The following is a 23,089-nucleotide window of genomic DNA, read 5'->3' as shown; positions in this document are numbered from 1 at the left end:
GCTTCTGTCCGCGACCAGCCAGCTAACCCTTTACCGGGCCATACGGATAAATGGATATACGTTTATCCGTTTATTAATTTGCCCGAACTCTCGGCAGTTCATCCCATCGGGTCGTCCACCGAGGCGAGCGATGCTCCGCCCTGAGCCTCCAGGCCGCATTCTTGGGACCGGCACCGAGGATGCGGACGGTATCGCGCCCGAGGGTCGCGTTGAGCTTGTCCATGGCTCTCCAGGCCCGCTCTCTCTTCTCGCGGTCCAGTTCGCACCAGAGGGCCGGTTGCCGGATGGTTTCAGGCATCAGTTCCGTAATCATCACGCCGCATTTCGAATAGCGGAAGCCGTCGCGCCAGAGCCGTTCACCCAGGCGCACGGCCAGGGCGACCACTTCCCCGGTGTCGTTGGTCGTCTCGGTCAATCGTGCCGAAGCTCCATTCGAGTAAAACGGATCATTGTTGAAGGTGTTGGTGTGCATGAAGACGAAGATGTTTTCAGCGGCGACCTTGTACCGGCGCATCTTCTCCGCCGCCCGTGTCGCGTAGCTTGCGATGGCCTCGCGCATCTGCGGCCAGGACGTGACCGGAGCTCCGAAGCTGCGCGTAACGGCAATTCCCTTCCTGGTCGGCTCCATCAGCTCCAGCGGCAGGCAGGAGATCCCGCGCAACTCATAGACCGTGCGGCCCCCGGTCACCGTCATCAAAGCCCGCGCATTGTCCGGGTCGAGTGCGGCGAGATCGGCGGCCGTCTGGACTCCGATCTTGGCGAGCTTCGCCGCCGACGCCGCGCCGATCCCCCAGACCTCAGCGACCGGCACGGTTGAAAGCAGATCAGCCCGCACCTGACTGGAACGCAGATCGCAGACGCCGCGATACTGCGGACGTTTCTTCGCAAGGAAATTGGCCACCTTCGCCAGCGTCTTCGTCGGAGCGATGCCGACACAGGTTGGAATACCAACCCAGCGTTGGACGCGCTCGCGCAGCTCCCGCGCAAGAGGCTCCACTTCCCTTTCGCGGAACTCGCCCAGGTTCAGGAAGCTTTCATCAATCGAATAGTTCTCAATCGTCGGCACCATGGAGAGCAAAACGGACGAGACTTTGGCCGACAAACTGCCGTAAAGCGCATAATTTGAGCTAAACACGGTAACATTCTCGCGCTTGATGATGTCCCGAATCTTGAAAGCCGGGTCTCCCATCGCAATCCACGGCTTTATTTCATTACTGCGCCTGCTCGCATTTCCATCATTATTCGAGAGCACAATGACCGGGTTGCCTTCGAGATCGGGCCGGAAAACGCGCTCGCAGGAGACATAGAAGTTGTTGCAGTCAATGAGGCCGAAGACTTCGTCCATCGGGTTAGCGCAGGGTGTGAATAGCGTGTTTGACAACGCCGAAGACGTGCAGATCCTCACCCAGGGAAACACGGACAGCTTTGTAGAGAGGATTCGCCGGTTCGAGCCAAACGCAGTCCCGTCCACAACGCAAGCGTTTCACCGTGTACTCCCCAATGAGGGCGACGATGACCACGCAGCCGTTCTCAGGATGTGCCGCCCGATCCACGACCAGGAGATCACCGTCGAGTATCCCAGCGTCCTTCATCGAGTCGCCATCGACGCGCATGAGGAACGTAGCTGCTTTGTTCTCAATCAGGAAGTCGTGAAGATCGAGCGGCGTTCCCAGATAGTCTTCTGCCGGGCTTGGGAACCCCGCAGGCACGGTTCCATCGAAGTACGGCAGCACCATCGGCCAATCTGCGGCCCAATCCACCAGTTCCAGGCTCATTCGTACCCTCACCACAGGTATAGCATTGAAGGCGAAGGAAAAGCGAAGTAAGATAATTGGGTGGCTTCTTTGGGGAGGAGGGAGAGCGATGAAGGCCGAAGTGACGCAGGCAGAGTTCGAGGCGCAGTGGCAGCCCATCCCTCTTGAGGATTTCCCCTTGCCCGCTTGTCCACAAGGCATGATCCTCTTGAAAGCGTTCGCTGACGCTCACCCCGATTCATTTGAGTTCATTCGTCCAGAGGACTTCGTGCATTATGAGAACGATGCGTTCGCTGGGATCGAGGAGTGGGATGCTTTCGCCCAGCATTGCCTTTCGTGCCATGCGTGCAACGAACTCTAAAGATTGGAGGAGATCGCTATGTGTGGTCGCTACCGCCGCAAGTCAGATAAGCAACAGATTGCCGAAGCGTTCCATGTAAACGGGTCCAGCATCGACTCGCTGATGCTTGCTCCAAACGATGACATCCGGCCTACGACCTTCCAACCGATCATCCGAGCAGACGAAGAAGGCGCTCCATTGATGGAACTTGCTCGATGGGGCTTCGTTCCTTTCTTTCACAAAGGGATAAATTCCCGCCCACCACGTTCAATGCACGAGCCGAAGGCATCGAAAAAGCTCCCATGTGGCGGCATTCTCTTGAGGCCAAACGCTGCTTGATACCTGCAGATTCGTTTTTCGAGTGGAAGCATATCGCCAAGAAGGGCAATCCCAAGTACGAGTTTCTAGTCGGAGGAGGCGTTCCGTTTGCCTTCGCCGGTCTATGGAGCGGCTGGACGAACCCAATCGACAAGACCGAGCTGCACAGCTTCACCATCATCACGACCGACCCAAATTCCCTGCTGGAGCAGTACCACAATCGAATGCCCGTAATCCTCAAACCGAGTGAGTACGCACGATGGCTTACCGGAGCCCGGGTTCCAATCGATCTTCTAAGGCCTTTCAACGTTGAAGCCATGTCCGCAACGTGTCGATCCAGGAACCGCAGTCACGGCAAAAGAGGCCACTCCCTTCGACAGCCTCTAACAACATGGGAATCGAGCGTTAGAGGAAAGAGGCTCCTACTTCTACTTCCGAAGGAATGCTGCCACAAAGTCCGTAACGCATCGTTGCGTTGATGGCGCAGCAGCGCGAAGAAAGACGATGCGCTCAATGAGTGAATTTGCGATTTAGCGTCAACTGAGGATGCAAGCGGCTCGTGATTGCTGGGTTAGCTAAGATATGGGCGGTAGGACGACTCGTCCATGCGAACCCAGATTTTTATATTGGCGTGTACTGATCGCCGCCTATTTTGGAATCGCCCGTAAGATCGCCTTTGCAGCCTCCGCGGCCTCTGCCGCATTTCTGGCTGCACGTGCATCCTCTACAATTTCAGCTGCCGCCTTCGTGGTCTTAATGGCCTCTTCGACCTGAGCCGCTGCTCGCAAGGAAGCCCCGGCGTCCGTAGCTCCAGCTACGGACGCTGCGATCTGTACCTGATGGGATACTGAGCCGGATGCTTCTGCGGCATCCTTCAAGGAACTAGAAGCGTCTCTGGCGAAATTTGCCGATGTTTGGGCATCTGTGGATGCTTGTTCTGCGTTGATAAGATCTGCTACGCCTTGATCCTCGCTGCCTGCGCTAATTTCTATCTTGGCCTTCTGTGCGGACTCGAGCGCCTGATGGGCTGCAGCCTGGGCCTTTTTCGTCTCGTCTGCGCTCATCCGTGCTAATGCCGATCGGGTATCCAGGCGCGCCAAGTCCTGTGCGGCTGACTCAGCTTCAGGGTGGCGGAAGAAGCTTTGTACTTTTTCGGCCTGCTGCTCGATAATCGGCTCGGTATAGCTGTCGATGTACTTGTCGAGGACTTTGTCAATGAAAGGCTTGGTCAAGCGTAGTAATTCGGCGCCTTGTTCGTTGACGAGGCTTTCTACGAAGGACCAGCCCAACTCTGTCAAGATGCCATTGCCGAAACTGACACTTTCCTTCGCAGTTTTGAGCGCTTCTTCTGCAAAGCTCCCGGCTATTTTTTCATTTTCCAATTGACGGTCGAGGAGGCTAAGCGCATCGGGGTGAGGGAGAGGTGAGACGGCAATCAGCATGTCCTTTCCTCCAGCGCCTGGATGTAGTTGCAAGGCTGTGTATTGAGACAGAACCTTCTTCCCGGCTATGTCCATGGTAGAGACATTTGCGACGTTACTTATCAGATCTTTCACATAGATCAATTGGGGGTTCTGAAGATTCGACATTGCGCGCTCGACTGCCTTGGCAGCGAGGTAGTTGGCTACGCTCTTCGCTTGCTTATTCCTCGAGCTGCGATAGACCGCCTCGATTTTATTGTAGATATCGGGAGCCCTAGGCTGGACGACCGCCACGTTGGTGAAGAAGTGAATGTGGTGGCGACACTCAGGACGGAAAGAGTTCTTCCTACCCACTTTTTGGCCAAGAAAAAGTGCGAGACTGGTTTCTGTCTTGGGCGAAGATAAGCCATTACGGTCAGGAATATGACTGCCGCTACGAAGCGTAATGTCGTGAGCTTGACTACGGGCGGAACGTGATTGTCAACATAGACAAGGGCCCGTTCTAGGCTGCTTATCGTGTTCTGCGACGGGGTTGCGCTGTTGAAGAAGAGAAGCAAAGCACAGACTAGAAGCAGTCCCACCGAGGTTGGGCCGAGCACATCATGGACTGCCTTGCTCGCCAAATTTTCCGAATTTGAAGTGAATATCCAAGCGACGACCGAAACGAGAACCGGTAAGCAAACGGGCCATGTAGCCTGTCCTAGACTGACTATCAATCCGAGGGCCAAAATTACTAAGAAGAACGTCGCGCATCCCTTCATTTAGGCCAAACCCCCTGTGATGCAGCACCTCCCGAGGAACTCTGGCCGTTTTGAACGGTGAGTCCAGGAACGTTATGAATTGAAAACGTTCCGGCCGTCTGACATTTAGTCAAGCGGACAGACTACGATCATCGATCTCTTCCGTCAATGAAAAACATAGTCTCGTGGAAACGTACTTTCGCAACGCATGTTTGTGTGCAGCGGCATCGGGGTTCCAAGCGGTCACTCTGTCCCGCACCTCTCGTTCACGTTCACTACGGATGTCGCAAGTGGGCGATCGGCTCTCATCAAGCCGATATGTCGGGACGGTGAGTTTGCGCACCGCGTCTGCTATCAGATCCTTGCGCCGACCGGCCTCAAAACAATAATGAAATCGCCTCTTGAGCGAAATAAGACTGGCCATCGAATGGCGATAACAGGCCGATGCACTCATCGAGCAAAGACCGACATACTTCGAGCATTAGTCCTGAGGAGCATCCTTACCTCAACTGGGTGCTAGGTCGAATCTCGGGCGGGTCGCGCGGCATTGACAATAGCTGTAGAACTAAACAGACGGCGTGGGACAACCGTGGAGGACTGTCCATCAAATGCCGGGATGGAAACGAACCTGTGGTCTGCTGTGCCCTGCTGAGAAGAACGCTCTCTATAAAGTTGCTTTCGCAGTAAAGCTCAGATGGCGGTGACGTAAGTGGAATAAAGTCGGTCGCCTACTTCAACAAAGGGGACCATGCGGCGCGGCCCGCTATTACTTTTGACGGTCCACTCCATAATGTCACTCATTGTGATTGTTTCTGAGAAGGGCTTCACGCTCATCAGGTTCTCAAGCGCATTGAGCAGTCGCCGTCGCAGCCGGTTCCTCAAAAACTTTTGGAGTAGAGTGGATTGGGAGTTTCGTATGAGCCGGTTCGCACGACTCGGGTTCATTTCAATCACGCTTTTGCTCGCATTTGGAGTTGTCTTCTGGGAATGCCGAGAAGACGCGTACCGAGGAATGATTGCGTACCGCATCTACCACGCGGGAATTCTCACGCCGCCCGCTAACACGGCCAAATCGGAATGGAAGGCCCAATGGCGCGCTGCCCGCTTCTACTGGGATTTTGCCGCTCTGCATATTGCTCGAGAAAAGCGACTCAAGAAACTAAACCCAAAACTTCGTCCGCTGATTCACGAACTCGACCGGCACCTTGCTGTCGGTGAAAACATGCAGTACTCCATGCACCTTTACAGAGAGATCCGATGGCGGATGAACTTCACGTCGGACGTGCCCACGACCCTCTCGCGGATCGACGATATGCGCCGAAGCTTGAGCCAGCCCGGCTTGCAGGCTCAGGCTGCGCAACAGCAGCAAGAAGACGGCAGTTGGGGCCTGGGAATCGACTCAAGTGTTTGGTATCTGCGGTTCTACTACACGGTTGAGGACGGGCTCACGAGCGACAAAGTTCCGAAGTACCCGCTGCGCATTCTGGATCGCATCAACTCGACTGAAAAGCTCAATGCGCAGCTTGATTCGGCTCTCTACGATGACTTCACGCGAACTGGTGACTTCAAGCGCGAAGAACTCGACGAAACCGCGTCAGCGATCATGCGACTGCTCTACGGCCATAAGCAAACCGGCTACAGCTTCGATCCACGCCTGAAGGATGCCATGCGCCTGTTTGTCGATAAGTGGCAGAATCCTGAGACCGGGTGCTGGGGACAATGGGTGATAGACCGCAATGGCCGCGTCTGGAAAATGGACGATACCGGGATCACCTTCCATGTCATCAGTGATCTTCACGGGCAGGTGCAGCATCTCGACCGGATCGCACGGCGACTCGTAGAGCTTGAAAAGCTGGACTTTCCGGCTGGACCGCGCATAAGCGGCCATTACGAAAATCACCTCAACTGGGATCTTGTGATCGTATTCCGCTACGCGTGGCCGTTGCTCGATGGAGCGACGCGCGCGAGCGTTCGAGGCGAGATACAGCAGATGCTCGATTGGAGCCTGTCGCAATCGCTACAGCAGGATGGATCGTTTAAGACAAGCGAGATAGACGATACGTTCGGCGACGCCCAGATGTACGGAGCGTGGTTCCTGAGGGATGCCGGTTACTTTGATTCTGCGCAGCGCTTCTGGACGGATAAGTCCTTCCCTGACTCAGGAGTCGTGCGCAGCCGAATCACGAGGCGGCTAAATGCAGTCGGCCTGAGCGATCCAAGTCTGAAGAGCGCTTATGATGCCGTAGTAACGGGCAAGTGAAGTTTCCTCGGCGATCATCGAGAACTTGAATCGCGGCAAAGTCCAAGTCAGGCAATCGCTAAATCGCCGTCACGGTCGAGTAAAGTCTCGATTGGTGTGAACAGGCCGATGCACGTTCCGAGGTAAGAACCCGCTCGCTGAGCACTTTGGCGATTTGGTACGAATCCAGAACCGATCCTGGCAATAGACGCGTTTGTCAGGACTTGCGAGGAGTCCTCCCCAACCTTTCCGGAAAGAGGCAATGACAAGCGGAAGCTCATCAATTCGAACCGGACTGGGTGAGCGGTTTGAGATCATCAGGTGGAGCGTCCCCCTCCTTGATTGCCAGTGGCCTTACATCGTGCACCAAGTGGTACAGAAAACGCCCCGGCTCCTCCTCCGGAACAAGATGCCCTGAGTTCTCAAACCACACGAAATCTTTGCTTGGAGCCATGACGTTCGTGAACCATTGGTACGCAAGATCATGAGAGGTGGCGTAGTCGTGGCGGCCTTCGAAGACAAACACCGGGCATTTGAAATTCGTCGTTGACATGTAGTCAACGTGCAGCAGAGGCCGAAGAAGATGCGTGACCGAGAACATTGTGCCCTCGTCCGCTGCGTCAAGGTCATGCTGACTATAGGCGGGCGAAAGCGTGCTCACACCGTCTTCAAAGGACTGGTTGTGGCGTCCGTACACAATCCCTCCGAAGGAGGTGAGCCATTTACGCTGCACGCCGATCTTGTCGAAGCCGAGATGATCGAGATCACCTGGGTAAGGCGCAATAGCAAGGAGCTCCCGCTCGGCCTGGGTGTTCTTGCTGAGACGTGCCTGATCCAAGGCAAACTTGTACCCCGCCTCCTCATTGCGTTGCGAGTTCACATACTGGCCGACTCCCACGTAGGCGTACAACCACTCGGGGTGATGCTGCGCGAGTGCTACGCCCAAAATACTTCCCCAAGAGTGACCGACGACGACGATCTTTCGCTTGTGCAGGTGTTCGCGGAGGTAGCGGACGACCTCTGCCGTGTCGCTCATCATCTGCGGGATGGTCATCGTTGGAGCGACGAGGTTTGGGTCGTCTGCCGCGTAGGTCTTTCCCGCGCCTCGCTGATCCCACTGCACGACGGTAAAGAAATCTTCCCAGGGCTTTTCTACTGTCCAAGCCAATGGCATGAACGGGGTCCCAGGACCACCATGGAGGTAGAGCAACACGGGATTTCGCTTGTCGCTGCCCCGGATCAACAGCCATTGCGTTATGCCGTTTATTTTTACAGGAACACTCTCCTCAATACCGTTCGGTGCGGTGATGCGCTGATTGTCCGCGATGTAGCCAGCGACTATATCCCGAGTCAGGGGCGTCGCTGCCTGAACAGGGACTTGTGCGGAGGCTGAAGGCTGCGTGGTCTGAGCGTGGGCCGCAGCGGGAATAATACCGAGGCACACAAGAACGAACAACGGGATCGAGGAGTGATTTTTCAGAAAGGATCTGCCCGGGCTTGGATTTTGGTCGAACAGAGAATCAAGAAGTTGTTCCTGAAACGCTATCCTCCTGTCATCGTACCGGGCCCATGTTCATCCTGCTGGGCATTCGCTAACAATGACGGTCGTAATAATCGGCCGGCTTATGCTTACCGATAAGTGATAAGCGAAAGCTCAATTGGTGATAATCAGGCCAATGCACTCATTTAGGTTTGGCGAAGGTGTGGACGAGGTTGACCGTGCTGGGGGACAGCTTCTTGTATGCACTCTGTGATTGTTAGCTAATATGAAATCTAGGGCATGGCTGATGCTGGAGTTGCATTCGACGCTCGATTCCACATGGATTCGAACTTCAACTCAAACTGAGCTGCGAGGGCTGAGTCGACTTCATAGTGCACATCGTTGTCCTGTCGCTTGAGTCCAGTCGGTGACCAGTTGGCCGATCCTGTACGCAGAAGCGCTCCATCAATTACATAGCTTTTGAAATGCATTAGATCGCGAGAGCTTTTGACCCGAACAACCACTCCGTCCGCCAGCAGCATTGCTGTCGTCAACAAACCGCGTTGATTCTCCTCGCTGAATTCACGCGAATCTCGGTAAACCTTACCTTCACTCCTGACTGCGCCAGCTTAACTAATTCCTCCGCAAGCTCACGATCCGTGAAGCTGTACATGGCCACGTCGACCGAAACCTTTGCGATCCTCAATATCTCAAGCTCACAGCGCTCAAGGTTCGATTCCGGAGCGTAGAGGATACGAGCGAGCGATGACTCCGTGCAGGTAGGGAAGGCACTTTGACCGGACGCTGACAACAGTGGATAGAGTACAAACAACAAGGAGCACACACACGAAGCAAACGGTCGAGACAGCATAAGGCTAAGTGTACGGAGCGAAGCAAGCTTCTTGGAAGATTCTGAACAGCAAGTCGATTTCCAACATTCCAAATCGGGCATTCCTTCCTAACGACCTTTACCTGAATCGACACGACGCAAGAAATACCAAGCAGTCATGAGGGAGGAAAGCTCCTCCCTGCCTGCAGCCGGCCATGAAGCCGCCGTCTTCCGGCACCCACCTCAGCGGGGACACCCCGCAACACCCCGAGAACAGACAACCGCAACAGCAGAGAGCAGTTCCCGCGCCTCTGCGCAAAGACGTAGCCAAACCTTCCTGAGGGACTCCGTCCCTGGCGCCCGCAAGAGGCACCCCAATCTTCCGCACTTCGTTTGTGCAGACCTCCGCTTCGCTCCGCCGTTTTCGTTCCGGCTAACGCCTCCTCTCCAAGGGTGGGGCACCCCACCTCTTGCACTTGCCGCCCCTGCTGGCGTGGGCCAGGGCCAGGGCGTGTTTGTGAGCAAACACAGCACAGCCATTCAAAGCGGAGGAACCACTCCCAGCCTCTACCTCAAGATCGAACACGAGCCGTACATGGCGCTCGTGATCGAAGACACTGAAGAGTCAGGCCCAACCGGATTCAGGAGGAGGGCGGTTTGAGGTCCGCCTCACTGTGGGCTTCGGGTAGATCGAGAAAGTCCAGCATGTAGCTATCCTTGAAGACGCCGACCGCGGTTTGTTGCAAAACTCGCGACACTGTTGCGAGTTTCAGATCTGACAGCATTGTCCGTCCAAATGCTGACTTCTTGATCTGACGTTCGAGTTCGCGATGCGACCAGCGCCGGCGGTTCCATGACCGCGCTATAACCCTCTCGGATCCGATCGTTCTTGGCCGCCGGTAGACTCCCTGAACAAAGCCGATTCTGACTGGAAGGCAAATACTTGCAGGTCTGCCGCTACAACAATGTAGAAGTTGGCAGCGACAGGTTTGTGCGCCATGAAGAAGACGCGGGAGTCAACTAACCACTCATCTCAGTGCTATCACTGATGTTCACCCTGAACGAAGGTAGTCAGAATAGTTCTGTGAGCATCCTCCGAGACACACCAATAACATCGCCAACACCGCGTCCAACAGAAGTTTCATCCTCCGTTGCTACCACCAGTGAAAGATCGCGACACGTGCCCGCCTACGTGATGGGCTCCTCAATTCAGTTCGAGCCACTTCTAAAGCCAGCTCACGCAGCTCTACTCCTCGGTATCCATGCCAAGAGCCTCGTGAAGATGGCACGGTGCCAGGAGGTTCCTGGACTTCGGCTTGGAAAGCACTGGCGGTTTCGCGCATCAGACTTGAACACTTACGTCACAAATAAGCTAAACTCAGCTTGCCAGCCCGCTTGAGCGATACGGAGAATTCAATGCCTATCGCTTCCACCCGCCAACGCTACCAAGAAGGAACCATCGAACGTGTTAAACGCGCCAAAGGGCCTGATGTCTGGGTCTACCGTTGGAGAGAGCTGAACGCTGCTGGTAGCCGTGTTCAACGTAAGAAAACCATCGGGTCTGTATCTCAGTTCAAGAATCCTTCCGAGGCCCGCCGAGCTTCGGAGAATTTGCGCTCCATGGCCAACGCACCTCAGATCAACAACCAGGGTGCCCGCCCAGTGACTCTAGGAGGTGCACGGGGTCACTTTCAACGTGAGGAATTGAGAAATCCTGAAAGCGGAAGATCACCTAGCACCATTGCGGTCTATCTTGACAACTTCAAGCGTGTCATCGTCCCTAAATGGAGGCAGATAGCGCTAGTAGACATCAAACCTGTGGCAGTCGAGGAGTGGCTATCCTCCATGAAGCATTTAGCTCCTGCCACAAAAGCGAAGTACCGCAACCAGCTCTCCTGCATCTTCTCGCATGCTGCTCGATGGGAGTTGTACCGCCCTACCAATGGGGTCAACCCGATCAGCTTGGTACGTCAGAGTTCCAAACGAAGAAGCACGCCCGACCTCCTTACTATCGACGAGATTGCCGTCATCCTTTCGCTGATCGATCCGGGACCGTTTCGGCTCATGGTGCTTGTAGCCTCGACTACAGCTCTCCGTAGATCCGAAGTTCGAGGTTTGAAATGGATGGACGTTGACACGGATAGATGCTGGCTTTCGCTCAAGCGGGGAGTCGTTCGCATGGATACTACAAACATGAAGACGGAAGCGTCTAGAAAGGGCATTCCAATCATGCCGCAGTTGGCCGAAGCGCTTGAATCTTGGCGTCGCGAGACCGCCTATAACCAAGATGACGATTGGGTTTTCGCATCTCCCTACACCGACGGGATCCGCGCCTACTGGGGGGAATCAGTAATGAGCCATCACATCCTTCCCGCAGTGAAAAAGGCGGGCATCCAAAAGCGAGTAGGTTGGAACACCTTCAGGCGATCTTTCGCGTCCATGATGGGGTCGAAAGGGGAGGATGTGAAGGTTGTTCAAGAGCTGATGCGGCACGCATCTAGTCGCATGACCCTCGACGTATATCAACAAGGGGCCGTTGAGGCAAAGCGTCTTGCTCTCAACCACTCAGCGGGAATCTTCATGCACTAAAGCATCGTGACGTAGAGAATCGATGTAGCAGAGGGCTCCTAAGTGCCGGGAGCCCTCTTTTATGTGCCCTTGCTTGTTTGCCTGAACCTGCTAGATTCATAGAGTGCCCTTTCGGTGCCCTCGTTCGTTCTCGTTTTTCTCTGTATGTTGTTGCTTCTATGGTGGGCGCAGCAGGATTCGAACCTACGACTTCCACCGTGTGAAGGTGGCACTCTACCGCTGAGTTATGCGCCCTACGATCGCAGCAGGCAAATTACAGCCCGGCGAGGGATGACTAAGCATACCATCCGGCATACCCCTATCAACACCCTTCCCTCGCTGCCCTGTCCTCTCGCCGTGGTCACGAAGTACAATCGTGAGGCGCAATGCCTGAACCACTTCCCATCCCTCGTGTCTCCCGTGACGACGACCGTTCGCAATCTCCAAGCGACGATACGAACTCACCGGAAATCCCCGAATCGCCGCAACATGGCGACGAAGATGGTGTTTCAGAAGATATGGCTACGCTGGCGATCCACCCAAACATCCTCGAAAATGTGCCGGCCTCCGGGCTCCATCGAACTTCGGGAGACTTCGCTCACATGGAAGATTCCGACATCATGCTGGCTCTCCGGGCCGGCGACATGGCCGGTTTCGACCATCTGATCGCGAAATACCGCAAGCCGATCATCCATTTCATGTACCGCATGGTCCACAATCAGGCCGTCGCCGAGGAGCTCGCCCAGGAGGTCTTCCTCCGCGTCTACCGATCCCGCGAAACCTATCGCGCCGAGGCCCGTTTTAGCACCTGGCTCTACCGCATCGCGACCAATCTCGGCGTCAACCATGCCCGCGATACTCGCCACGAGCGTTCAGCCTCAACGGTTTACCTCGACGAAGCCGACTCCGAGACCGGCACCACACCCGACGTCGCCGATAAGACCCCCGGTGCCGAGTCCAACCTGCTCCGCCGCGAACGCCTTAATGCCATCCGTCAGCATGTCCTCGCCCTTCCCGAGCGCCAGCGAATGGCCGTCCTCATGCACAAGTACGAAGGTATGGACTACCACCAGATCGGTGACGTTCTGAAACTCAGCGAATCCGCTACAAAATCACTCCTCTTCCGCGCCTATCAAACCCTGCGCGAGAAGCTCAAGGACTTCGTCTAACACCAAAACGCGCACAGCACGCACACGACGCGTTCGCTCTAAAAGAAAGGTATGGGACCCCAATGAACTGCCAGAAATGCCAATCCGCAATGCCCGATCTACTCCTCGACCCCACCTCGTCCTTCAGCGTCGAAGCCCGGTCTCACCTGAACTCCTGCACCGCTTGCCACCAGGAGTTCGTCTCCCTGCAATCAACCTTTGCTCTGCTCGACACGTGGGAAGCGCCTGAGCCGTCGCCGTACTTCGATCAGAAGCTCGCCGTCCGTCTCCGCGAAGAGCAGGCGAATCCCCCGGAGAACTGGTTCGAGCGCATGAAATCCCGGCTGCTCTTCAACACCGGCCGACAGTTCCGTCCGGCCCTCGTAGGATCGATGGCCCTTATTCTTCTCGTCGGTGGCGGCACCTTTGCTGGTCTCTCTAACCTACCTTCGCACGAAGAAAGAACAGTCTCCGCAACCGTAGGTGACCTGCAGATCCTCGACAAAAACGATCAAGCCCTTCAACAGATGGACCAGCTCTTTCAGGACGACGACTCTCCAGACGATTCATCCCCTCCACGGTCCTGATACAAGCAATGAAAGACGGTAGTCAAAATACCTCTAGTGAAAGGATTTCACTCAAAGTAAGCTGGGTAGGTTTGGCAACGATTCACCATTCATAAAGCCGGTCCTGAACGAACGCAGCACCAAACCATGGCATTCTTTCCCCCATACCGGTTTGCTCGCCCCGCGCCGCGACACATCGCGCTCGTGCTGACTTGCGCCCTCATCTTCGGTACAACTTCGCACGCCGAGCCTCCCGGCCAATCGCGACCCAACTTCGGTCAGCGTCCTCCAGCGATGAACGGCCGTCAGCCACGGGCCCAGCAGGAACACCTCGCCCAGTGGATGGATCGCCACAGCAATCTGCCTCTCAATCAGCAGCAGCAGGCACTTGAGAGTGAGCCCGGCTTCCGCGACCTTCCCCCGCAGACACAGCAACGCATGCGCGATCGCCTCATCCAGCTCAACAACATGCCGCTGGATCGTCGCCGCCGCCTGCTCGAACGCACCGAAGAGATGGAGCAGCTGAGCCCGCAACAGCGTCAGCAGGTTCGTGGAGCCATGCAGCAGCTCAGCAATTTGCCCGTCGATCGCCGCCGCCTCGTCGCCCGCGCCTTCCGCGATATCCGCGAGATGCCCGTGCCGCAGCGCCAGGTCGTGCTGAACTCCGACCGCCTGCGCTCACAGTTCTCTGATCAGGAGCGAGGCACCCTCGGCAACCTGCTCGCCGTCGAACCCTATCTCCCGACACAGCATACCAACGAACCGCCCGACATTCGATAGATCGCCAGCCAGCACTCTGACTGGCGATCGACCTCCTATCGCTTTGGAATCACAACAAACGGACTCGTCTGTTCCTGCAAATTATTTCTCATGAACGCCGGTCGCATTGCGCTCGGTGTGAACGACACGTCCCAGGTCGGCGACCGCAGCTCCGGCATCGGCTTCGCCTGGAACAGCTTCTTGCACTGCGCCGCCATCCATCGAGCCGTCGTCTTCGATTTCTTCCGTCGTGCGCTATCCGTCGAAATGCCCGTACCCGCATACATCTGCCGGTAGAGCTTCGAGAGGAAGATGAACGCGATCCGCGCCTTTAGATTCGGCACGCAATCCGACCGCTTCCACACCGCGCCCCAGTCATAGAACCGGTCCCAGACCTTCTGCGTCCGATCCCGGATCTCATCCGAACTCATCGAAGGATGCGGCGTAAACATCTTCGGCCGCGTCTCCGTCGGGATCAGCCAGTACCGCGTAATCGGCACATCGCCGACCATCTCCGGGGCCTTCGCCTGCTCCTTCTCCCAGCGCGCAAAGTCCACCGTGCCAGGGAATGGCGTCATCATGACGAACTGCGCAAAGGTCACTCCCGCCTTCAGCGCCATCTCGACAGTGGCGTCAAACGTAGCCGGCTTGTCTGTCGGCAGTCCGAAGATGAACGAGCCGAGCACGTGAACTCCATGCTTTTTGAACGTCTGCAACTGGTTCGCCAGCGCCTCGCCGGAGTAGTTGAAGTCCTTGAACACCGCCTTCAACCCCTCAGGTGTCACCGCCTCGACACCGACCAGCGCGCCCTTAATGTTGGCCTTCCGCATGGCGTCGAGATACTCGCCATCCTCACCGGCCTCCATTGTGATCTGCGTGAAGAACACCATATCCTTCGGCAGCTTGGCAAGCTCTGCCATCAGCTGAAAGCGCTCCGTCCGAATCGCCATCAGCTCTTCGACCTTAGCCGTATTGCCCTGCTCCCGCGCCAGCCGCAGGTCCGTCAGCGTTACCGGGTAGAAGTTGTCATCTGCAAGCGCGATGAACCGGAAACCGATACGTCGCAGGTCGACAATCTCGTCAATCACGCTCTGGTATTGCCGCTGACGAGGCTGCTGTCCATCCGTCCGCCAGACGCTGCAAAAGGAGCAATGCTTCGGGCATCCGCGAATCGTCTGCACCGACGCCCACATATACTTCTCCGGCGGCATCAGGTCCCAGCGCGCTGCCAGAAATTGGCTGCCTTCGATCCGTCCGCCGTCATAGATCTTGCCCGGATTTCCCGCAAGGCAATCCCGCACAACATTGCCCCACGCAATATCGCCGTCGCCCTTTACAACCGCATGAGCCTCACCGCGCTCGAAGGCCTCTTCAGGAAACAGGGTCGCATGGATACCGCCGTACACCACCCATGCCCCACGCTCGCGCGCCATTCTGCCTACATGGTAGCCCCGCAGAGCATTACCGGTATGCACACTAATTCCAACAATATCTCCGGGAGCAATGCTCTCCGGTACGATCTGCTCGATCGACTCATCGATCAGGATCGGATCGCCGACTTCGCGAGGTGTTGCTGCTGCCAGTACAAACAGCCATCGTGGCGTGATGACCGCAGTTCCAAAAGAATTGTCGCTTGGATTGACAAGATGAACGCTCAACGAACGCTACCCTTCCTCGTACGAGTACAGGTGGTTCACAGGGCATCTTTACAGAAGGAAATCGTGCACCAGGCTGCGTCCTGGATCGATCGCCGGCCAGGAACGTTCCCGCCGGACATTACTGGCAATCATACAGTTTTCAGAAAGCATTGGTGCCGACGCCTCCATATGTTATTTACCCGACAGACGGGCAAGCCAGAGCGCTTTAGCTATATCAACAGGTTGGCCAACGAACTGGCGTAATTTTGCTTTCACCAGCGCTTGACCCAGCCTCCGGAAAAGCCTACCCTTGAGTCATGTTGACGGTCCACAAATTCTGTTGTTGCTGCCTCTCACTATTGGCCAACGCAGAAGCGCGTCGCATCAGCTAGACCCGGCGCTCCCCCAAGCCGCACCCTTACCCACAATTTAGAAAGATGAGTCACTCCATGAAGAGTCTCGCCAGCATTCTGCTGCTCTCCCTCGCCACATCTGCTTCAATCTATGCCCAGTCCACGTCAATTGACGGAACATGGAAAGGTACCGCGACCGTCAAAGGTCAGCAGGTCCCGCTCACTCTCCAGATCGACGGCAAACCCGCCAAACTGAACGCTGCCTTGCGCAACGGCCCTGAGAGCAGTCCGGCAACGACAGTCGCTCTCACCGGCAACCACCTCGTTCTCACGTTTAACTACTTCGCACGCACCCTCGACGCCACCTTGGAAAACGGCCAACTTACCGGCACCTTCGGCCTCGCCGCCCCAGGCTCACCCCGCTTCCCCTTGACCCTCAAACCAGCCCCTGACTCAAAGCCCTCTGACGACGATGAGGCCGCCATCAACGGAGATTGGGAGATCGCCGTCAAGAGCGCCAAGGGCGAGTCAGCCTGGCAGCTCCGTGTCAACCAGCCCTCAGGTCAGCCGACCCACGCCGTCATCCAGCGCATCGACGGTGATACCGGCTCGCTCTTCGGCACCGCAGACCCCAACGCGAAGACCTGGCAATTCTCCCATTTCACAGCCGCCGGTCCAGCCCTCTACACCCTCGCATCGCAGCCGGATGGCACACTTCTCGTCAGCAACTTACTCAATCCTGACCAGACCAATCTCGTCGCCCACCGTCCCGCAGAAGCCCGTAAGGAAAATCTCGCCGAGCCCACCGATCCCACCCAGCAGACCACCGTCAAGGATCCAGCCGCTCCCTTCCGCTTCAGCTTTCCCGACATCAATGGCAAACTCGTCTCGAACACCGATCCCCAGTTCGAAGGTAAGGTCGTCATCATCGCCATCGGCGGATCGTGGTGCCCCAATTGCCACGACGAAGCGCCCTTCCTCGAGAGCCTTTACAAGCGCTACCACTCCCGCGGTCTCGAAATCGTCAACCTCTCCTTCGAGGAAGCTGACCAACTCAAAGATCCCACCCGTCTTCACGCCTTCATCCAGCGCTACGGTCTCACCTACACCGTCCTCGTCGCCGGTGAGCCAGAGCAGCTCAACGAGAAGATTACCCAGGCAAAGGGTCTCAACTGCTGGCCAACCTCCTTCTTCCTCGGCCGCGATGGCCGTGTCAAAGAGGTCCACGCAGGCTTCGCCGGTCCAGCCAATCCACCGGCCCACGAAGAGCTTCAGAAGAACGTAACCGCCCTCGTCGAGCAACTACTCTCCGACGCCGTCCCCACCCAGAACGCCAGCCGCTAACCGAAACCATCACGCCTCTGCAACTACTATTAGGGCAGCAGCGATTGCAATTGATCGCTGCTGCCTTTCTTTTTTCCACATCAGAGCACCGGGTGCCCCATCTCCCGCATCTTGGGAGGTGGAAGGTAAGAGTCCCCCCACCGGCCATGCTTTTCGTTCTGTCCTTCCCGAAGGGACAGTGGTTGACCTGAATCGGTGTCATCCGCACTGATCGGAGTTAAGCCTTCGTTCCCCCAACTCCATCTAGTTCCGAAAGAAGTTCTTCGCCAGAAACAGCACATTCGCCGGCCGCTCCGCCAGACGCCGCATAAAGTACGGATACCACTCCGTCCCAAACGGTATATAGACCCTCACCCCAAAACCTTCCGCCGCAAGCCGCCTCTGCAGATCCCGCCTCACCCCATACAGCATCTGGAACTCAAACGCACTCTTCGCGATCCCCTGCTCTCCAACAAATCGGCAGATCTCCGTAATGATCGCCTCATCGTGCGTAGCCATCCCACAAAACACCGGTGAAGCCACCATTCGCTTTGCGAGCTTCAAATAGTTCGCATCGACGTCAGTTTTCTCCGGAAACGCCACCGTCGGACCTTCCTTATACGCACCCTTGCACAGCCGGATGCGAATTCCCTGTCCTAAACATCGCTCCGTGTCTGCCTCAGTCCGGTAAAGATACGATTGCAAGACCGCCCCAACCCGGCCCTGCATATCGGCCTGCGCATGAAGCCGCTCGACCATGGCCAACGTTGGTTCCGTCAGCTCGCTGCCCTCCATATCCACCCGCACAAAGCTGTTTGCGGCGGCTGCGTGAGCCATAATCTCGCCCATGATTCGCTCTGCCAAAGCCGGATCAAAGTCCATACCCATCTGCGTTAGCTTGGCGCTCACATTGGCATTGAAACCTTTAGCCTGAATCGCATCAAGCAGCCGATGGTAGATCTCAGCCGAGGCCCGCGCCTGCGACTCCACCGCCACGCTCTCTCCAAGCGAGTCGAGCGAGACCGCAATCCCCTCGCGATTCACCGCCTCACAGGCGCTCAAAGCGTCCTCAACCGTCATCCCGGCTACAAACCTTCCGGAAAGCTTTCGCCCCACCGTAGACCGCTCTGAGAACGACCGCATCGACTTATTTCGAGAGAGTGCAATAAACGCTGAACGCAACAAATCGGAACCCCTGATCAAACCACTTACTATCTATATAGAGTAGAGACTCAAGCGCCCACTCGCCAAACCACCACAAACTTTGACTCGACAGCTCACAAAAGAAAGTGCCCTGTTTGACAAACTCACGACGCCGAAGCCCACCTGAATGCACACTTCGGTACCAGAAAGTTATTAACTATTCCGTACCTGGTACATGCCTAAGTTCAACGTTATGAATACTTTCGTACTTAAGGTAGGGGGGTGGGGGGTACCTGCCGCGCCGGCTTGATACCGGGCGTCTTCACCGTATGCTCCACAGGAGGAGTCACCATCCCGCTGGTGTCCTTCATCGCGGCGATATCCTCGTCATACCGTCCCGCAATCGAGTTCCCGCGGATCGTCGCCATCTCCTCAAGCATCTTCATGCCATCTTTCAGATAGCTCATGCGGCTGCGCTCATCGTGTCCCCAGGTCACCGGAACCTCGACAATCCTGTACTTCAGCTTGCGCGCAATAAATAGAATTTCCGGGTCAAATCCCCATCGCTCGATCCGCTGCAAGCGAAAAATCACCTGAGCCGCAGGCCGCTTGAACGCCTTAAACCCGCATTGCGTATCTTTGAACGGCAGTCCCATCACAGTGCGTGTAATCCAATTAAAGCAGCGGCCAAAGAACTGGCGATACAGCGGCTGATGGATCGTCTGCCTCGTTCGGTCCATCCAGCGCGAGCCAATTGCAACATCTGCGCCTGCATCAAGCGCATCGAGAAGCCGCGATGCCTCTTCCATCGGCGCAGAAAGATCAGCATCCGTGAACATCACAATCTCGCCCGCAGCCTGCAAAAGCCCATTGCGGACCGAATAACCCTTGCCACGATTGCCCGGATTATGGATCAGGTGAAGCCGAGGATATCGCTCCATCCATCGCCGAATGATCGCCGGAGTATCGTCCGTCGAACCGTCATCGACGACCAGAACTTCCGCATCCCAATCCGCACTCTCGACACACTCCATCACGCGCTCAAGCGTCGACTCGATGCGAGCACTCTCGTTATATGCCGGGATTACGATGCTCAGATATGGATGCGCCATCAATGTCTCAGACTTTCAACACGGTAGATATTCCCTGACCTACCCTATGTTAACAGTTAGACGACCAGCTAGGAACGGAGTTGCAAATCTATATGCAAACTCCTGCACGATCAGGATTCCCGTTCCGTTTCGGTGACGTCATGCACCATGCTCAACTGCAGTTCCTCTCCTGATAAACTCGGCCCATGCCGGAAGATGTCGCACCACAAGCTCCTCCTCCACCACCAGCGTATCCGCGTTACTATGCTGCTCCCCCGCTCGGCGTTCCTCCGCGCAGATCAGCCTGGTTTTATATCGCCTCTATCGGAGGCTCGTTCGCGCTCGTCATCCTCATCGTGACGGGAATCATCTGGGCCGCAACGCGCACTGCGGATGGCGGAAGCATCTTCAGCATGAACCAGATTGCAATCATCGACATCACGGGCGTGATTCTCTCCGCCGACAAGATCGACACGCAACTCCGCACCTACGCCGACGATGACTCCATCAAAGCCATCATCCTGCACATCGACTCGCCCGGAGGAGCAGCTTCGCCCTCGCAGGAGATCTATCACGAGGTCCTCCGACTTCGGCAGGAGAAGCACAAGAAGATCGTCGCCTCCATCGATTCCGTTGGCGCTTCCGGCGCATACTACATCGCTTCTGCCTGCGACAGGATCTACGCGAATCAGGCCTCAGTCGTCGGCTCCATCGGCGTCGTCATGGAATGGACTAATTACGGAGACCTCCTTCGCTGGGCCAAACTCAAGAACGTCACAGTCAGCGCCGGAGAACTGAAGACAGCAGGCGATCCGTCGCGCGATCTCACTCCGAAGGAGCAGGCTTACTTCCAGTCGCTGGTCGACAATATGTATGGCCAGTTCATCCACGACGTCGCCTTCGGTCGCCACACGACCGAAGACAAGATTCATCCGCTCGCAACCGGACAGGTCTGGACAGGGCAACAAGCGATTCCCCTCGGTCTGATCGACAAGGAAGGTGGTCTTCGCATCGCCATCATGGATACAGCAAAGGATCTTGGCATCGCGGGCGAGCCTTCGCTGGTCCGGTCTGCCAAGAAGGAGACCAGCCTGCTCTCAACGCTGCTCTCAGGCGGTGACGATCTCTTCCCGAACCCCGGCAAACTGCTCCAGCGCGCTCCAGGCTTCTACTTCCTCTGGAAATAGGGACGAAAGAAGCGACGTGCGCCAGAAGACTTTTTTGGTGGAACGTTACGAAAGATCGTGATAACGATCTAGCAATTCTGGTACTGTTCTCCAGTCACGATTCGTCGTCGATGCTCGGCCGGTTTTCCAATCGCCCTCTGACGCTCGTCGACTTGGAGAACTCCCATGTCACTGCCTTACGTCTCTCTCCTCAAAACCAGCCTCTCGCTTGCCCTTCTCGTCACCGCTCTTCCCTGCCTGACCGGTTGCCTTGTGCTGGATAGCGGCAGTTCCGCAGATGTGCCGGTCGTCGTCAATAATCTGAAGATCAAGGTGCGAAGCGGGCAGAAACCTGTCGTCGGCGCCAGCATTCAGCTCTATGAGGCAGACCTGACCAGCTACACGGGAACATCCGCAGCGCGCCTCCCAAGTCCGGTAGTCACCGGCAAAGACGGAAACTACGTCGCCTCCACTGTCCTCATCTGCAATCCCAAATCACTCTTCTATCTCGTCGCAACCGGTGGGAATGCTGGAGGCGGCGATAGTTCCGCCACCGCTCTAATGACCGCAGTCGGCTCGTGCGACGATCTCGCAACATCGTCCATCGTCCTCAACGAAGCGACCACAGTAGCTTCCGCCTACGCCCTCTCCGGCTTCATGAACTCCATCACCAGCGTCAGCGCCAATGCCACAGTTGGAACGAACAATGGCACAAAACTGGCTCTCACCGGTATCACCAACGCCTTCCATCTCGTCCGTAATCTCGTCGACATCCATACCGGAGCAAGCCTTGCCGTCACTGCTGCAGGCAACGGAACCGTTCCGCAAGCCAAGATCAACTCGTTGGCTAACGTGCTTGCCGCCTGTATCGAGTCAGTTGGCCTAAGCAGCACAGCCTGCACCGGTCTTACAACGAACGCTCCATCCCTGTCCGGAGTTGCTCCAACAGACACGCTGCAGGCTGCCCTCAACATCGCTCATAATCCGGGTGCACACGTCGCCGCCCTCTACGCCCTGTCGTCCGCTGGACCGTTTGCTCCCGTCCCCACGGCAGTTCCGAACGACCTCACACTGAGCATCCTCTACAAAGGAACCGGCGCTGGCAACTATCAGACGATAGCTGCGGATAGCGACGGTCACATTTGGACGACCGCCAGCAGCAACACAAACGCAGGCCTCCTCACTGAATTCAACGTTCGCGGCAAGGTTGAGAATACGTATAGTGGCGGTTCGACCGGCATCACCTCACCCCTTGCGATTGCGATCGACCCTTCCAATAATGTATGGGTGCAGAACTGCTCGGGAGCCTGCAAACCGGCCTATGGAGCCGCGCCAGCGACTGTAACCTACAGCCTCGTGAAGATCGGAAACGGCGGGTCACCGATCACGAGCATTCCACAGGGTTCAACAGGGCTCATCTCCAGCACCATGTTCGACTCGACGCCCTATCCGATGGCGAGCGATGGTCAGGGAGACATTTATGCACTGAATCCGACCGCTCCAGGCGGAGTAGGAATTGTGAAATACGCTCCCGATGGGACGCTTGCATCAGGAAAGTTCCCGCTTACCTACAACTCCTTCCGACCCTCCGGACAGATCGCGATCAATGGTTCAGGAACTGTCAGCGTATTCATCAGCGAACTAGCAGCCACGTTCTTCGACGGAACAGGCAATTTGACGCGCAGCGTTTCTTTCGGGTTCTCCAACGGAGCGTCACTTACCTATACAGGTACCGCCTTCGATCACGCAGGAGACCTCTTTCAGGTCGGTAGTGAGTTCTATTCGATTGCAGGCAAAAGCTTCGACATCTTCAGCAATCTAACGCCAACCGGGACGACGCTATTTCCAGGTGCTGCGTACTCTCCAGGAGGATTGGACTTCCCGAATGCCATCATCGTCGACGGCGCAGGCACCCAATGGATTGCGAACAACGGTGTCACCAACGTTTCCGCATTCACCAGTGCAGGAACTGCCTTCTCTCCGAACTCCCCCGACCCGGGACCACCGTTCTTTTCTCTCAATCCAAAGATCGGTGGGTTTGAAGCTGGTTTCTCCACCGCAACTGCCATAGCTGTCGATATCTCCGGCAACGTTTGGATCTCAGATGGCGCCACACCAACGCTCGCCGAATACGTCGGTGCGGCAACGCCGGTGACGCCTCTATCAGTCGGCGTTAGAGATGACACCGTCGGACAACGTCCGTGAAGGCCTAAA

Annotated in this window: 19 protein-coding genes, 1 tRNA gene and 1 pseudogene; 11 read left to right on the top strand and 10 right to left on the bottom strand. The window is 56.3% G+C overall.

Annotation, left to right across the window (positions count from 1 at the left end):
- Positions 1 to 73: 73 nt before the first annotated feature.
- Together OHL20_RS12590 and OHL20_RS12585 are read right to left on the bottom strand one after the other, a co-directional pair.
- The gene (locus OHL20_RS12590; RefSeq protein WP_263383525.1) at positions 74 to 1,345 is read right to left on the bottom strand and encodes a Y-family DNA polymerase; all 1,272 of its coding nucleotides are present in this window, start codon (positions 1,343 to 1,345) and stop codon (positions 74 to 76) included.
- A 4-nt stretch (positions 1,346 to 1,349) separates the two neighbouring features.
- Positions 1,350 to 1,775 (bottom strand): LexA family protein, encoded by a 426-nt coding sequence (locus OHL20_RS12585; protein WP_263383524.1) that lies wholly within the window; start codon positions 1,773 to 1,775, stop codon positions 1,350 to 1,352.
- Positions 1,776 to 1,863: 88 nt separating this feature from the next.
- Here OHL20_RS12585 and OHL20_RS12580 point away from each other — a divergent pair, with 88 nt between their 5' ends.
- Positions 1,864 to 2,115 carry a hypothetical protein gene (locus tag OHL20_RS12580; protein ID WP_263383523.1) on the top strand — a complete coding sequence of 84 codons (252 nt, stop codon included), beginning with the start codon at positions 1,864 to 1,866 and terminating at the stop codon, positions 2,113 to 2,115.
- Between the two features lie 18 nt (positions 2,116 to 2,133).
- Positions 2,134 to 2,891, top strand: a pseudogene (locus OHL20_RS25215) (SOS response-associated peptidase).
- Positions 2,892 to 3,059: 168 nt separating this feature from the next.
- Here the strand turns inward: OHL20_RS25215 and OHL20_RS12575 are convergent.
- Together OHL20_RS12575 and OHL20_RS12570 are read right to left on the bottom strand one after the other, a co-directional pair.
- Positions 3,060 to 4,001 (bottom strand): hypothetical protein, encoded by a 942-nt coding sequence (locus OHL20_RS12575; protein ID WP_263383522.1) that lies wholly within the window; start codon positions 3,999 to 4,001, stop codon positions 3,060 to 3,062.
- Between the two features lie 1,262 nt (positions 4,002 to 5,263).
- Positions 5,264 to 5,407, bottom strand: coding sequence for a hypothetical protein (locus OHL20_RS12570; protein ID WP_263383521.1), 144 nt, complete (start codon positions 5,405 to 5,407; stop codon positions 5,264 to 5,266).
- An 82-nt stretch (positions 5,408 to 5,489) separates the two neighbouring features.
- On the opposite strand from OHL20_RS12570, the gene OHL20_RS12565 reads away from it, so the two are divergent.
- Positions 5,490 to 6,833 carry a hypothetical protein gene (locus tag OHL20_RS12565; protein ID WP_263383520.1) on the top strand — a complete coding sequence of 448 codons (1,344 nt, stop codon included), beginning with the start codon at positions 5,490 to 5,492 and terminating at the stop codon, positions 6,831 to 6,833.
- A 259-nt stretch (positions 6,834 to 7,092) separates the two neighbouring features.
- Here OHL20_RS12565 and OHL20_RS12560 read toward each other — a convergent pair whose 3' ends face one another.
- A complete protein-coding gene (locus OHL20_RS12560) occupies positions 7,093 to 8,268 on the bottom strand; it encodes an alpha/beta fold hydrolase (protein ID WP_263383519.1) in 1,176 nt (391 codons plus the stop codon).
- Positions 8,269 to 8,585: 317 nt separating this feature from the next.
- Positions 8,586 to 8,849 (bottom strand): phospholipase D-like domain-containing protein, encoded by a 264-nt coding sequence (locus OHL20_RS12555; RefSeq protein WP_263383518.1) that lies wholly within the window; start codon positions 8,847 to 8,849, stop codon positions 8,586 to 8,588.
- Positions 8,850 to 10,169: 1,320 nt separating this feature from the next.
- On the opposite strand from OHL20_RS12555, the gene OHL20_RS25210 reads away from it, so the two are divergent.
- On the top strand, positions 10,170 to 10,520 hold the full coding sequence (locus OHL20_RS25210; RefSeq protein ID WP_396272047.1) for a helix-turn-helix domain-containing protein: 351 nt from the start codon (positions 10,170 to 10,172) through the stop codon (positions 10,518 to 10,520).
- A gap of 446 nt (positions 10,521 to 10,966) precedes the next feature.
- Complete coding sequence (locus OHL20_RS12550) at positions 10,967 to 11,710, top strand: tyrosine-type recombinase/integrase (RefSeq protein WP_263383517.1); 744 nt, start codon at positions 10,967 to 10,969, stop codon at positions 11,708 to 11,710.
- A gap of 159 nt (positions 11,711 to 11,869) precedes the next feature.
- On the opposite strand, the gene OHL20_RS12545 is transcribed toward OHL20_RS12550, so the two are convergent.
- A tRNA-Val gene (locus OHL20_RS12545) sits at positions 11,870 to 11,944 on the bottom strand.
- A gap of 131 nt (positions 11,945 to 12,075) precedes the next feature.
- On the opposite strand from OHL20_RS12545, the gene OHL20_RS12540 reads away from it, so the two are divergent.
- The 3 genes from OHL20_RS12540 (at position 12,076) to OHL20_RS12530 (ending at position 14,183) form a co-directional block, all read left to right on the top strand.
- Positions 12,076 to 12,858, top strand: a complete 783-nt coding sequence (locus OHL20_RS12540; protein ID WP_263383516.1) for an RNA polymerase sigma factor — start codon at positions 12,076 to 12,078, stop codon at positions 12,856 to 12,858.
- Between the two features lie 89 nt (positions 12,859 to 12,947).
- Entirely contained in the window at positions 12,948 to 13,424 is a 477-nt protein-coding gene (locus tag OHL20_RS12535) for a hypothetical protein (RefSeq protein ID WP_263383515.1), read from the top strand.
- A 126-nt stretch (positions 13,425 to 13,550) separates the two neighbouring features.
- Positions 13,551 to 14,183, top strand: a complete 633-nt coding sequence (locus OHL20_RS12530; protein WP_263383514.1) for a DUF3106 domain-containing protein — start codon at positions 13,551 to 13,553, stop codon at positions 14,181 to 14,183.
- Between the two features lie 35 nt (positions 14,184 to 14,218).
- Here the strand turns inward: OHL20_RS12530 and OHL20_RS12525 are convergent, their stop codons facing one another.
- The gene (locus OHL20_RS12525; RefSeq protein WP_263383513.1) at positions 14,219 to 15,820 is read right to left on the bottom strand and encodes a B12-binding domain-containing radical SAM protein; all 1,602 of its coding nucleotides are present in this window, start codon (positions 15,818 to 15,820) and stop codon (positions 14,219 to 14,221) included.
- Between the two features lie 428 nt (positions 15,821 to 16,248).
- On the opposite strand from OHL20_RS12525, the gene OHL20_RS12520 reads away from it, so the two are divergent.
- Positions 16,249 to 17,496, top strand: coding sequence for a peroxiredoxin family protein (locus OHL20_RS12520; RefSeq protein ID WP_263383512.1), 1,248 nt, complete (start codon positions 16,249 to 16,251; stop codon positions 17,494 to 17,496).
- Positions 17,497 to 17,739: 243 nt separating this feature from the next.
- Here OHL20_RS12520 and OHL20_RS12515 read toward each other — a convergent pair whose 3' ends face one another.
- A complete protein-coding gene (locus OHL20_RS12515) occupies positions 17,740 to 18,618 on the bottom strand; it encodes a proline dehydrogenase family protein (RefSeq protein WP_263383511.1) in 879 nt (292 codons plus the stop codon).
- Between the two features lie 269 nt (positions 18,619 to 18,887).
- Positions 18,888 to 19,730, bottom strand: a complete 843-nt coding sequence (locus tag OHL20_RS12510; RefSeq protein ID WP_263383510.1) for a dolichyl-phosphate beta-glucosyltransferase — start codon at positions 19,728 to 19,730, stop codon at positions 18,888 to 18,890.
- 185 nt (positions 19,731 to 19,915) lie between these two features.
- Between OHL20_RS12510 and sppA the strand changes: the two genes are divergently transcribed.
- Together sppA and OHL20_RS12500 are read left to right on the top strand one after the other, a co-directional pair.
- Positions 19,916 to 20,896: a signal peptide peptidase SppA gene (sppA, locus tag OHL20_RS12505; protein WP_263383509.1), complete on the top strand. Its 981-nt coding sequence runs from the start codon at positions 19,916 to 19,918 to the stop codon at positions 20,894 to 20,896.
- Positions 20,897 to 21,061: 165 nt separating this feature from the next.
- The gene (locus OHL20_RS12500; RefSeq protein ID WP_263383508.1) at positions 21,062 to 23,080 is read left to right on the top strand and encodes an NHL repeat-containing protein; all 2,019 of its coding nucleotides are present in this window, start codon (positions 21,062 to 21,064) and stop codon (positions 23,078 to 23,080) included.
- Positions 23,081 to 23,089 lie beyond the last annotated feature (9 nt).

This window comes from Granulicella arctica (assembly GCF_025685605.1).
GTDB classification, from domain to species: domain Bacteria; phylum Acidobacteriota; class Terriglobia; order Terriglobales; family Acidobacteriaceae; genus Edaphobacter; species Edaphobacter arcticus.
This window is presented reverse-complemented; position numbering and strand designations above follow the sequence as displayed.